10 protein-coding genes are annotated in these 12,603 nt (G+C 69.3%); 7 read left to right on the top strand and 3 right to left on the bottom strand.

What is annotated here, in order from left to right; translation table 11 throughout:
• Window positions 1–32 precede the first annotated feature (32 nt).
• The 4 genes from guaA (at window position 33) to Q0Z83_RS40135 (ending at window position 4,723) form a co-directional block, all read left to right on the top strand.
• Entirely contained in the window at window positions 33–1,580 is a 1,548-nt protein-coding gene (guaA, locus tag Q0Z83_RS40150; RefSeq protein WP_317788615.1) for a glutamine-hydrolyzing GMP synthase, read from the top strand.
• A 131-nt stretch (window positions 1,581–1,711) separates the two neighbouring features.
• Window positions 1,712–2,659, top strand: coding sequence for an NUDIX hydrolase (locus tag Q0Z83_RS40145; protein ID WP_317788614.1), 948 nt, complete (start codon window positions 1,712–1,714; stop codon window positions 2,657–2,659).
• 5 nt (window positions 2,660–2,664) lie between these two features.
• A complete protein-coding gene (locus Q0Z83_RS40140; protein ID WP_317788613.1) occupies window positions 2,665–3,567 on the top strand; it encodes an NUDIX hydrolase in 903 nt (300 codons plus the stop codon).
• A gap of 190 nt (window positions 3,568–3,757) precedes the next feature.
• Window positions 3,758–4,723, top strand: a complete 966-nt coding sequence (locus Q0Z83_RS40135; RefSeq protein WP_378078875.1) for a CDP-alcohol phosphatidyltransferase family protein — start codon at window positions 3,758–3,760, stop codon at window positions 4,721–4,723.
• An 853-nt stretch (window positions 4,724–5,576) separates the two neighbouring features.
• Here the strand turns inward: Q0Z83_RS40135 and Q0Z83_RS40130 are convergent.
• The 3 genes from Q0Z83_RS40130 to Q0Z83_RS40120 all read right to left on the bottom strand — a co-directional run bounded on the left by Q0Z83_RS40130 (window position 5,577) and on the right by Q0Z83_RS40120 (window position 8,594).
• Entirely contained in the window at window positions 5,577–6,824 is a 1,248-nt protein-coding gene (locus tag Q0Z83_RS40130) for a phosphatidylserine decarboxylase (RefSeq protein ID WP_317788612.1), read from the bottom strand.
• A gap of 67 nt (window positions 6,825–6,891) precedes the next feature.
• Window positions 6,892–7,236 (bottom strand): phage holin family protein, encoded by a 345-nt coding sequence (locus Q0Z83_RS40125; protein ID WP_317788611.1) that lies wholly within the window; start codon window positions 7,234–7,236, stop codon window positions 6,892–6,894.
• Window positions 7,233–8,594 (bottom strand): PspC domain-containing protein, encoded by a 1,362-nt coding sequence (locus tag Q0Z83_RS40120; RefSeq protein WP_317788610.1) that lies wholly within the window; start codon window positions 8,592–8,594, stop codon window positions 7,233–7,235. The genes Q0Z83_RS40125 and Q0Z83_RS40120 overlap by 4 nt, the downstream gene beginning before the upstream one ends.
• Window positions 8,595–8,759: 165 nt before the next feature.
• On the opposite strand from Q0Z83_RS40120, the gene Q0Z83_RS40115 reads away from it, so the two are divergent.
• The 3 genes from Q0Z83_RS40115 to Q0Z83_RS40105 all read left to right on the top strand — a co-directional run bounded on the left by Q0Z83_RS40115 (window position 8,760) and on the right by Q0Z83_RS40105 (window position 12,529).
• Window positions 8,760–9,986: a PspC domain-containing protein gene (locus Q0Z83_RS40115; protein WP_378078904.1), complete on the top strand. Its 1,227-nt coding sequence runs from the start codon at window positions 8,760–8,762 to the stop codon at window positions 9,984–9,986.
• Window positions 9,983–10,651 carry a response regulator transcription factor gene (locus tag Q0Z83_RS40110; RefSeq protein ID WP_317788608.1) on the top strand — a complete coding sequence of 223 codons (669 nt, stop codon included), beginning with the start codon at window positions 9,983–9,985 and terminating at the stop codon, window positions 10,649–10,651. The genes Q0Z83_RS40115 and Q0Z83_RS40110 overlap by 4 nt, the downstream gene beginning before the upstream one ends.
• A 243-nt stretch (window positions 10,652–10,894) precedes the next feature.
• Window positions 10,895–12,529 carry a peptide ABC transporter substrate-binding protein gene (locus Q0Z83_RS40105; protein ID WP_317788607.1) on the top strand — a complete coding sequence of 545 codons (1,635 nt, stop codon included), beginning with the start codon at window positions 10,895–10,897 and terminating at the stop codon, window positions 12,527–12,529.
• Window positions 12,530–12,603: the final 74 nt, after the last annotated feature.

Raw genomic sequence — 12,603 nt, 5'->3', positions numbered from 1 at the left:
TCGGGGTGCTCACCCGTCGGTAAACTCGCCGGGTGAGTACCCCGCGTCCCGTTCTCGTCGTCGACTTCGGCGCCCAGTACGCTCAGTTGATCGCCCGCCGGGTCCGCGAGGCCCGTGTCTACTCCGAGATCGTCCCGCACTCGATGCCGGTGGCCGAGATGCTGGCGAAGAATCCCGCCGCGATCATCCTCTCCGGTGGCCCCTCCAGCGTTTACGAGCCCGGAGCGCCCACGCTCGACGCCGGCCTGTTCGACAGTGACGTGCCGGTCTTCGGCATCTGCTACGGCTTCCAGGCGATGGCCCAGGCGCTCGGCGGCACGGTGGCCCACACCGGTTCCCGGGAGTATGGGCGGACCGTCCTGTCGGTCGAGGGCGGCACCCTGCTCCGCGAGCTGCCCGCCGACCTGCCGGTCTGGATGAGCCACGGCGACAGCGTCTCGATCGCGCCGTCGGGTTTCGAGGTCACCGCCTCCACCCCCGGCGCCCCGGTCGCCGCCTTCGAGGATCTCGCGTCGAAGCGTGCCGGTGTGCAGTTCCACCCCGAGGTGGCACACACCGAGCAGGGCCAGGAGATGCTGAAGCGATTCCTCTACGACATCGCCGGCATCGAGCCCACCTGGACGCCCGGCAACATCATCGAGGACCAGGTCGCCGCCATCCGCGCCCAGGTCGGTGACAAGCAGGTGCTCTGCGCGCTCTCCGGTGGCGTCGACTCGGCGGTGGCTGCGGCCCTCGTGCAACGCGCGATCGGCGATCAGCTCACCTGCGTCTTCGTCGACCACGGCCTGCTGCGGTCGGGCGAGGCGGAGCAGGTCGAGAAGGACTACGTCGCGGTGACCGGCGTCCGGCTCGTGGTGAAGAACGTCGAGGAGCAGTTCCTGGGTCACCTGGCCGGGGTGACCGACCCGGAGCAGAAGCGCAAGATCATCGGCCGGGAGTTCATCCGTACCTTCGAGGCGGCCGCTCGTGAGCTCGACGCCGAGCGGCACATCGAGTTCCTCGTCCAGGGCACGCTCTACCCCGACGTGGTGGAGTCCGGTGGCGGCACCGGCACGGCCAACATCAAGTCGCACCACAACGTGGGCGGTCTTCCCGACGACCTGCAGTTCTCGTTGATCGAGCCGCTGCGCACCCTGTTCAAGGACGAGGTGCGGGCGATCGGCAAGGAGCTCGGCCTGCCCGACGAGATCGTGCAGCGGCAGCCGTTCCCCGGGCCGGGTCTGGCGATCCGGATCATCGGCGCGGTGGACCGCGAGCGGCTCGACATCCTTCGTCAGGCCGACCTGATCGCCCGCGAGGAACTCACCGCGGCCGGCCTCGACCGTAGTGTCTGGCAGTTCCCGGTGGTGCTGCTGGCCGACGTGCGCAGCGTGGGTGTGCAGGGTGACGGCCGGACCTATGGGCACCCGGTGGTGCTGCGGCCGGTGTCGTCCGAGGACGCCATGACCGCGGACTGGTCGCGTCTGCCGTACGACCTGATCGCCAAGATCTCGAACCGGATCACGAACGAGGTTCGGGAGATCAACCGGGTCGTCCTGGACGTCACGAGCAAGCCTCCGGGCACCATCGAGTGGGAGTGACGGTCAGTAGTGGATCAATCGCCCAGGGCGGCGTAACCCGCCCTGAGCTGCGATTACTCACCGCTATCCCACTGTCAGGAATTTGACAGAAGTTCTTGAGAGGTAACAAATCGCGGGCAGAATTGCGGCCCGTGACCCCCGCACTCGAACCGCTCCGCCGGATCGCCGCCTACGCCGTCGCCCGCGACGGCGATGGCCGCGTGCTCCTGGTCCGGGCATCGTCCAAATCCGGTACCCCCGGAGTCTGGTCGCTGCCCGGAGGCGCCGTCGACCACGGCGAAGATCCCAACCACACCGTCGTCCGCGAGACCGCGGCGGAGACCGGCCTCTCCGTCGCCGTCTCGGGGCTACACGACGTGCTCGCCGACATGCGCTCGATGCCGCACCGCGGCGTCACCATCCACACCGACCGGCTGATCTACTCGGTGTCGGTGCGCGGCGGCAACCTGATCGACCGGGTCGGCCACAACACCGACCTGGCCCGCTGGCACACCCTCGAAGAGGCCGAGAAGCTCAAACTCCGGCCGTTCACCGCGGCCGCGCTCGGGCTCTCCGCCGACGCCGGTGACCTGCGGCCCGAGGAGGCGCCGGTCTTCCCGTCCTTCTACGCCTACGAGGGACCGGACGGCCTGCACCGGGCACAGCGCTTCGCGGCCTACGCGATCGCCACCGACCCGTACGAGAACCTGCTGCTCACCCGGATCTCCGACGGCTACCCGGGGGCCGGTTGCTGGCATCTGCCCGGCGGCGGCACCGACTACGGCGAACAGCCCGGCACCGCCCTGATCCGCGAACTCGTCGAGGAGACCGGCCAGGAAGGCCACCTCGTCGAGTTGCTCGGCGTGGCCAGCCACCGCGACGCCGCCTCCCTCGGCCCCGAGGGCTACCCGATCGACTGGCACGGTGTCCGGGCCTTCTACCGGGTCGTCGTGGACAAGCCGACCGAGGTCACCATCCACGACGTCGGCGGCTCCACCTCCGAGGCGCGATGGATGCCGCTGACCGAGGTCGCGGCGCTCGGCCCCGACCAGATCACCGAGGTGACGGCCGATGCGCTCCGGGCGGCGAAGCTAATCTAGAGCGGGTGAAGATCAATAGACGGGCGGCGGCGTACGGGGTGAGCCGCTCCGCCGACGGCGGTGTCCTGCTCACCCGCGGATCCGACGCCAGCGCGTTCCCCGGCGTGTGGTCCCTGCCCGGCGGCGGCATCGACCACGGCGAGCACCCGGATGACACGGTCGTCCGGGAGTTCGCCGAGGAGACCGGCCTCACCGTCCGGATCACCGGGCTGCGGACGGTCGTCGCCGACCTGGCCCGCCTGCCGGACGGCACCATCGAGCACACCGACCGGATCATCTACGACGTAGAGGTGACAGGCGGCGAGCTGACCCCCGAGACGGCGGGCACCACCGACCTCGTCGATCGGGTCGCCCCCGCCGAGGTGGCCGTACTGCCTCTACTGCCCTTCACCGCCGGGGTCCTCGGCGTCGGTTTCGAGTCGGCCGACCCGGCTTTGCGCGCCGCCCCGTTTCCCGTCGCGTCGGACCGGACCGGCCCGGTGCAGCGATTCGGAGCATATGCCCTGGCCACCGACCCGGACGGGCGAATCCTGCTGACCCGGATCGCTGACGGCTATCCCGGCGGCGGCCTCTGGCATCTGGCCGGCGGCGGCACCGACTTCGGCGAGACACCCGAAGACGCCCTCGCCCGCGAGCTCTACGAGGAGACCTCCCAGCGCGGACGGATCACCGGGCTGGTCGGCGTCTCCCATCGGTACGACCCGGCCGCCGTCGGACCCGAAGGGGTGCCCCTCCAATGGCACGTGATCCGGGTCGTCTACCAGGTCACGGTGCCTGAACCGACCCCCGCCGCGGTCACCGAGGCGGCCGGCGGATCGACCTCGGAGGCCGCCTGGTTCACCCCTGAGCAGGTCGGCAACCTACCCCTCACCGAGCTGACCCGGGCTGCGCTCGGCCGGACGGGCTAAAATCGAAACTCGGAAGGTTGAGGACGTGTCCGTCGATCCGCTCGGGGAATGAAACCGTCAGGTCTCGCGGTTGAACCTCTGGATCGTTCGACCTCTCGCCAAGGCCGTCCGGCTGTGCGATGGTGTAACCCGCAATTTCGCCGGGCTCGCGAGTCCCCGGCGGAACAACCGAACTCCATGGAGGAAGCACGTGCCGAGTACCCCTTGGCGCCGGCGTCGATCGACGGATAGTCCTCGTCCCGCCGGACGTCGTTGGGCTGGCCGGCTGCGCCGGGGCGGAAGTCTCGCCCGGCAGGCCCTGATGGTTCGGGTGGGCCGCCGCTCCGCCGAAACCGGGCGGGCCGCAACCGCGACCCGGGCCGAGGTGCTGCACATCGGTTCCGACCCGGTGCGGACTCTCACGATTCCCGCGCCGGGGGTTCCTGTGGACGTCTCCGTCGCCGAGCCAGACCCGGCGCCGGCTTCCATTCCCCTGCTTCCCGGTGAGCGCACCATGTCCCGCCGTGCGAGCTTCGCGCTCGTCAACGCCTGCACCCTGTCCAGCCTCGGCCTCGGCCTGCTGGCGATCTTCCTGGCCATGGACGGTCAGGTGCAGATCGCCGCGGCCTGCCTGGTCGCCTGTGTCATCTTCGACGGCCTGGACGGCGCGCTCGCCCGCAAGCTCGGGGTGGCCAGCCCGTTCGGCGCGCAGATGGACTCGCTCGCCGACATGTGCTCGTTCGGTCTCGCCGCGCCCGTCGTGGTCTACGCCTCGCTGGCCGACCAGGTGCCGCAGGCCGCCGCCGCCATCGCGACCGCCCTGGTCGCCGGTTGCGCCGCGATCCGGTTGGCCCGGTTCAACGTCTCGCCGAAGGACGGGCGCTTCTTCTGCGGCGTCCCCACCACGATGGCGGCCGCGGTCCTCGCCCTCACCGTGCTGATCGGCCTGCCGCTCCCCGGCATGGTCCAGCTGGCCGGGGTGACGCTGCTCGCCTTCGCGATGGTGTCCAGCTTCCCGTACGCGAAGCTCGCCCGTCTCCTGAAGCTCCCGCCGTGGCTGTGGCTGCTCCCGATCGTCGGAGCGCTCCTCCAGCCCCGCATGACGTTCGTGCTGATCGTCGCGGCATACCTGGCCAGCGGCCCGATCCTGTGGATGCGCACCCGCCGCACTGTTTGATCCCAGCCATCCGAAAGGCCGGCTCCCTGCTTTAGGGAGGCGGCCTTTCGCCTTGTTCCGCCCCACGGCACGGACCCGCAAAGCGGTTGCGGCTCGATATTGCAGCGCGGCTCGAACCGCGGGTCACCCCGCTGGTGCGGTCGAGCCACCGCGCTGGCGGGGTCGAGCGTTCCCCGCGGTCTAGACCCCTGCGGTGCGTTGCCGGACCGCTCGGTGTCCGGGTGCTTCCGTTCACGGCTCCCGAAGGTTTACTGACCAGGGTGTCTCGATGTCATCCGGTCCAGCCTCGCCCGCAGCGGATTCGCCATGCCGGAAGCCGCTAAGCGGATAAACCTCGCCCACGCTATTGATCTTGTGAGCTTGTGGTCGGGCAGGGGATCTCGAGCTTCTCCTCCTCCACGAGAAGGTTGGGCCCTCATCCGAAGTGAATCTTGCGAATTGCCTGGTCGAGGCGAAGTCCCAAGAAACTCCAGCGTGACGCCGGGAGGCGATGTGAGCTGGGTCGACGCTCAAAGCCGTGCGAGGTGGCACCTTCGAGGCGGCGAAATGTCAGGCGGGTGTCGGTGGGGCGCTTGCAAGGAGGCGCGGTCCGGGGTGGGGTGCCTGCACGGAGGCCGGGTGTCCGGGATGGGATGTTGGTGAGGCACCTGCGAGGTTGGCGGGCGTCCGCAATCCGCGTCGGAGCGGTGCCCCGAGGCGGCGGCCGTGAGTGAGGTGTGGGTGGGTGTCTGGAAGGTGGCGGCCGGCGGGGTGGGGTGGTGGGCACCGGATCAGCCCGGCGGTCGCGGTTTGGTCTTGAGACGAGAAGGCGGCCGCGGGGTAGCCACGGCCGCCTTACTGGTCGTACCGAATGTCAGTTTTTGAAGCGGGCGATCACGGTGGAGCCGCCCACCACGCGCTCGCCGACGGAGACCAGGGATTCGGCGCGGTCGGCGGGGAGGTAGACGTCGGTGCGGGAGCCGAATCGGATCAGGCCGTAGCGCTCGCCCTTCGCCAGGAGGGTGCCGACCGGCGCCCGCTGGACGATTCGGCGGGCGATCAGACCGGTCCGCTGCGCGATCGCGACCGTGCCGTGTTCGGTGTCGAGCACCGTGTAGGCCGCCACGTTGTGCTCGGCCGCCGCGGTCGCCGCGTTGGCGTAACCGCCCTCCTCGACGAAGTAGTCGGCGACCCGGCCGGCCACCGGCGCCCGGTTGACGTGCACGTCGAAGACGGAGAGGAAGACCGCGATCCGGAGGAACTCGTCGGGGCCGAAGCGCTCGTCACGCATCCGCTCGACCGAGAGGACCTTGCCGTCGGCGGCCGAGGTGATCGCCGTCGGGTCGCCCGGGACGTCCCGCTCCGGGTCGCGGAAGAACGCCGCCACCGGAGCCGCGAGCAGGGCCGGAACCAGCCAGAGCTTCGATTTCGGCCGGGCGCGGCGGGTCAGTGCGGCGAGGCCGAGCGCGATGCCGGCGGCGGCGACGCCGTTGGAGTCGATGTGCATGGTGCGGGTCAGCGGCACGCTCGACGTGCGGAAGGCGGGAGCCAGTTTCGCCGCGGTGGACACCTCGGCCGGACTGAACCGCAGCTTGTGCACGCGCAGCGGCGGCTGGTTGCGGACCACCAGGTCGGAGCCGACACCGAACAGGGCGCCCTGCCGGAACAGCTCGGCGGCGGCACCCTGGGTGCGGCCCGGGCCGGCCGGAGCGGCCAGCGACAGGACGGCACCGTCGGCGAGGTACTTACCGAGCCGGTCGATCAGGCTGCGGGCCTCCTCGGCGGTGCCGGTCAGCGGCTCGCCGACGATCACCACGTCGGCCGGCTGGGCCTCGTCGAGGGACTCCACGACCTTCACCCGGTCGGCGACCCAGCTGCCGAGGCCGGTGATGTGGCCACGGAGCAGATCGGTGCTGCTGTTGACGCCGGGAACGAGGGTGAGCGTGTCACCCGGAAGCAGGGCCTCGACGGCCACGGCCACCACGGTCGAGGCGTGGTCGGCGCCGACCAGCAGAGCGGACGTGGCCGCGTTCTGCCGGGCGAACTCGGCGGTCAGGGCGCGGGCGGCCCGGTCACCCACGCCGGGGACGGGCGCCACGGAAACGGTCGGAAACGCGGTCATTAAGCGAGCATATTGCCCCGCCCACGGATGGTCGTCCCGTGGGCGGGGCCTTGCCCTGTCGAAAAGCTCAATCCCGGCGGGGCTGCTCGGTGGAATGCTGCTCCCGGGCGAACCTGTCGGCCGGGTCGTCGAGCAGCTCCTGCACGATCTCGGCGTGCATCTCGGGCGGCAGATCACCGTGTGTCTCGACCGTGGCGGTGGCCGGGACCGGGGCCGGCGGCATCTCGCGACGGCCCGAGCGGATCGCCCCGAGCAGGCCGACCACGCCGAAGAAGATGAGCCCACCGGCCACGATCCAGCCGACCGCCGGCAACTGCAGGGTGATCACCTGGGAGGCCGCCCACCAGAGCGGGATCAGCAGGAAGATCAGGCCGAAGGTCAGCGACACCCCGTCCATCCGGTGCGGCTTCATCGGATCACCTCCACGTTTCCGGCCTCGAGACGGATGTCCAGGTTGAGAGTGCCGCCGCCGGCGCCGTCCCGACCCAGGTCGGTGGCCTGACGGTACGAACTGTCGGCGTACTCCTGGTTGAAGAGCACCAGCCGGCCGCCCTCGACACCGGCCTCGACGGTGGCGTCGACATTCGCCGGCAGCAGCACCTTGAGCTGGCCGAGCTTCATGTCGATGGAGGTGGCCTGGGTCTGCCCGGTGAAGTCGACCTGACGCAGGTCCAGGGTGACGTTGCCGACATCGAACTGGTAGCCGTCGGCGACCCCGGCCAGCGTGGTCGGCCGGTAGACACTCGGCGCCCAGTCACTGCCGAAGCGCTCCAGCCCGGACGACACGCCCAGCGCGAAGCTCAGCACGATGGCAAGCGCGATCAGCCCGCGGGCCCGGCCGAACCAGGCGCCGACGATCAGCCCGAGCGCGGTGGTGACCAGCGCGGCCGCGAAGTAGGCGGAGATGTCCACATCCACCCCGCTCATGTCCACCGCACCGATCAGGCCGGTGACCATGACGACGGCGAAGAACGTGAGGCGGCCGAGGATCGACCGCTCCTTCGGCGGTTTCGGCGGGCGGGGCGGTGCGGGTGGCGGGGGCGGCGGTGGGGTGGGCCCGGCGAACGGGCCGTGCGGCGCGAACGGCGGCCGGAAGCCTCCGGTCGGCGGGGGCGGCGGCGCGGGCGGGATGTACGCCGAAGGCGGGCTCACCTGTTCACCGGCCGGTGCGGCCGCGGGCGCCGCCACGAACGCCACCGTCGGCTCCTCGGCGCCCGGCGCCGGCGGGGCGGGTGGTGCGCCGGGCGGCGGTGGAGCGGCCGGGGAGGAGGGCACTGCACCCCTTTTGACCAGCAGGAACGCACCCACGATCACCGCCGCGGCGAGCACGACGGACTGCGCTGTGGTGTTGACGATGAAGGCGAAGGTGATCAGTGCGGCCCCGCCGAGCAGCATCACCGAGAGCGGTTGCATGCCGGAGCGACCCTTGCCGAGCAGTGACTCGACGGGTGAGGCGGTGTCGCCCTCGGACGGCATGATCAGCCAGCCGATCAGGTAGAGCAGGACACCGCTGCCGCCGAGGACGGCCAGAACGCCGAGCAGGACCCGCCACAGGATCGGGTCGGTGTTGGTCGCCCGGGCCACGGCGCCGCAGACGCCTGCCACGTATCGCCCCTGCCGGGGACGGATCAGCTGCTGGCGGGCCCAGGCGGCGGAGGCCGCGGAGACCCAGGGGGGAACGTTGGATCCGGGCGGGAAGCCGCCGCCGGGCTGGTCGGAAGGCGCCTGGTCATCCTTCTTGGGACCGGCACCGGACGGTTCGTCGTTCATGTTCTCGATCCTGCTCGCCCGACCACCCCAGCCGCTTCCGGCACCGACCCTGAGGGCACCCTGAGATATCCGGCGCGAGTACCCGGGATGTTCCCCGTGGCCCGCTCTTGCCTCACGTGTGACGATCGGAGGGTGAGTACCGCTGCCGCACCACCGCCGCGCCGGCTGTACCGGCCGCGTGACCACCGCATCGTGGCCGGGGTCGCCGCCGGTCTGGCGCGCCACCTCGGCGTGCCGGTGCTGGCTGTCCGGATCACGCTCGTCGTCCTGCTCGGTTTCAACGCCCTCGGCCTGCTGCTCTACGCGGCCTACTGGGCGGTCCTGCCGCAGGAGGCGCGTAACCAGGAGGTGCCGGCCCGCCGTGACCTGGGTGCGCTGATGCCGTTCGCGGCGATCGGCATGGGCGTGATCCTGTTGCAGGCCCAGCTCTTCGAGGATCAGGGCGCCACCACGGCCGGCTGGATGATCGCGGTGATCGCGGTCGGTGCCGGTGTGATCTGGCACCAGTCGGACCCGAGCCGCCGCGACGCGCAGTCGGAGAATCTCGCTTCCACCCCGTGGTTCACGGCGATGGTGTCGGAGACCGACAGGCGTTCGTTCGTCTTCCGGTTCATCGGCGGCGGCATCCTGGTCGCCGTCGGCATCATCGGCGTGGTGGCGGTCTATTCGCCCACCGACTCGTTCTCCGCCGTCTTCAACGGTGTGATCTTCGCCTTCGTCGGGTTGCTCGGTGTCGGTGTGGTGGTCGCGCCGCTGGTCTGGCGTACCTTCGGCCAGTTGCGCGCCGAGCGTGAGGGCCGGATCCGGGAACAGGAGCGAGCCGAGCTGGCCGCCATGATCCACGACCAGGTGCTGCACACGCTCGCCCTGATCCAGCGCAACTCCACCGACATCAAGGAGGTGCAGCGCCTGGCCCGCGGGCAGGAGCGCAGCCTCCGCAACTGGCTCTACAAGCCGACCGCCTCGCCGACCGAGCGGTTCGCCGCCGCGCTGGAGCAGGCCGCCGCCGAGGTGGAGGACACCTACGCGATCACCGTGGAGACCGTCGTGGTCGGTGACACCCAGTGCGACGAGCGGGTGGCCGCACTGGTCGCGGCGGGGCGGGAGGCGCTCGTCAACGCCGCCCGGCACGCGGGTGTGCAGACGGTTTCCCTCTACGCCGAGGTGGAGGAGGATGAATTGAGCGTCTTCGTACGGGACCGCGGCGCCGGCTTCGATCTCAGCGGCGTGGCGGACACCCGGCACGGGGTGCGGGGGTCGATCATCGGGCGCATGCAGCGTCACGGTGGGCGAGCCGAGATCCGCAGCGCCCCCGGAGACGGTACGGAGGTGCGGCTCATGCTTCCCGTGTCGCGGGAGAGTGTGACCGCTGGTAAGGAGTCTGTGCGATGAGCGAGCCCGTGACCGAGCCGGAAGCCCGTCGGCTCAACGTCTTCCTGGTCGACGACCACGCGATGTTCCGCGCCGGGGTGCGCGCCGAACTGGGCGTGCACGTCGACGTGGTGGGGGAGGCGAGCACGGTGAGCGAGGCGATCAGCCGGATCGCCGCGGTGCAGCCGGATGTGGTGTTGCTCGACGTGCACATGCCCGATGGCGGTGGCCGGGCGGTGCTGGAGTCGGTGCGCCGTTCCCACCCGCAGGTCAAGTTCCTGGCTCTGTCGGTGTCCGACGCCGCGGAGGATGTGATCGGTCTCATCCGGGCCGGCGCCCGTGGTTATGTGACCAAGACGATCTCGCCGGACGAGCTGGCCGCCGCGGTGCGCCGGGTGGCCGACGGCGACGCGGTGTTCAGCCCGCGGCTGGCCGGGTTCGTGCTGGACGCGTTCGCCTCCCGGCCCGACGTGCCGGTGGCCGACCCGGAGCTGGACCAGCTCACCAACCGCGAGCGTGAGGTTCTGCGCCTGCTGGCCCGGGGGTATGCGTACAAGGAGATCGCCAAGGAGTTGTTCATCTCCATCAAGACCGTCGAGACGCACGTTTCGAACGTTCTGCGTAAATTGCAGATGAGTAACCGTTACGAACTGTCACGATGGGCCGCCGATCGGCGTCTGGTCTGACCCTTCCGGGCAGGTTTCTTGAGGGTTTTTCAGATAGGCTGCGCTCCGTGCTGCGCTGGAAGCCGCATGGAGTTATCCCTGTTCAGAGTGGGTAAACCCGCCTAAACGGTCGCTCATGCGGATTTCTGCGCACGTAGACGCCCAATATCGGCTTGGTAACGGCGCTCCGGGTTTTGATGCCTCTGTGTCACAGTGGCTGCTACTCACACACCCCTCGTGAGCGCCCCTGAAGGAGGCTCTCCCATGCTTGGGAAACGCCCGTGGAAGATGGCGGCCGTAGCGGCCGCCATCTCCTTGTTGGTCGCAGGTTGTGGCGGTGGGGACTCGGAGGATCCGACGAACACCGCCAACACGGTCGTGATCGGCATTGCTGAGCCGCAGCACCTTCTTCCCACCAACGCCACCGACAGCAGCAGCGCGCAGGTGCTCAACTCCCTCTTCTACCCGCTGGTCAGCTTCGACGCGGAGAAGAAGCCGGTCGAGATCGCGGCCGAGAAGATCTCGGTGACGAAGAACAACCGGGTGTGGACCATCAAGCTCAAGCCGGGCTTCACCTTCCACAACGGCGAGCCGGTCACCGCGGACAACTACATCAACGCGTGGAACTACGGCGCCTACAAGCCCAACGCCCAGGGCGGCGGCTACTTCTTCGATCGGATCGCCGGGTACACCGACCTGAACCCGCTCGACCCCGACGGTGATGGTCCGGAGAAGGCGCCGGAGCCGACCACCAACAAGATGTCCGGCCTGAAGAAGATCGACGACCTGACCTTCAGCGTGACGCTCTCCGCCCCGTTCGCCAGTTTCAAGTCGGTGATCGCCTACTCCGTGTTCTACCCGCTGCCCAACGCGGCCTTCTCCTCTGACGGCGTGATCGCCAAGGGGTTCGAGGAGAAGCTGATCGGCAACGGTCCCTTCAAGATGAAGGGCAGTTGGGAGCACGACGACAAGATCGTCGTGGAGAAGTACGCCGACTTCAAGGGTGTGGTCCCGAAGATCGACGGCGTCACCTGGAAGATCTACGGCGACCAGATGGCGGCGTACGCCGACCTGGTCAGCAACAACCTCGACGTGCAGACCACCATCCCGACGGACGCCCTGGCCAACGCGCCGGCCGACCTCGGTGAGCGGTTCCAGAAGAGCGAGAACTCGGTCTTCGAGTTCATCGGCTTCCCGACCTTCCTCCCGCAGTACAAGAACGCCAACGTGCGTAAGGCGATCTCGATGGCGATCAACCGGGAGGAGATCGCGTCGCAGATCTTCCTCGGGTCCCGTACCGCCGCGAAGTCGTTCGTCTCGCCCGTGGTGGCCGGCTTCCGAGAGGGCAGTTGCGGCGAGGCCTGCGACTACAGCCCGACGAAGGCCCGTGATCTGTACCGGGAGAACGGCGGCCCGGAAGAAATCAAGATCACCTACAACGTCGACGGTGGTCACAAGTCCTGGGTCGACGCGACCTGCAACCAGATCCGTGCGTCGCTGCAGGTCAAGTGCATCGGCGAGCAGGAGCCGAAGTTCGCGGTCATGCAGGAGAAGCTGCAGAACCACCAGGACATCGGGCTGATCCGTCTCGGCTGGATCATGGACTACCCGCTGATGGAGAACTACCTCAACCCGCTGTACGGCACCAACGGCGGCTCGAACTACTACGGCTGGTCCAACACCGCGTTCGACACCCTGGTCAAGCAGGGCTCGGCGGCGCCCACCCCCGAGGCGTCGATCAAGAAGTGGCAGGCGGCCGAGGACATTCTCGCCGAGGAGATGCCGGTCATCCCGCTGCGGTACGGCCAGAACGTGTTCGGCTACTCCGAGCGGGTCGCGAACGTCGAGATGGACCTGTTCAGCAAGGTCGACCTGTACGAGATCGAAACGGTCGCCTGATCTGACCGATTGCACACTGGTGGCGTCACGGAGCGTATGCGACCGTGACGCCACTACTGTGTGACCCGACCTTT

It is taken from the genome of Actinoplanes sichuanensis, assembly GCF_033097365.1.
GTDB lineage: Bacteria > Actinomycetota > Actinomycetes > Mycobacteriales > Micromonosporaceae > Actinoplanes > Actinoplanes sichuanensis.
Note: the sequence above shows the minus strand (reverse complement) of the source record. Positions and strands in the feature narration are given on the sequence as shown.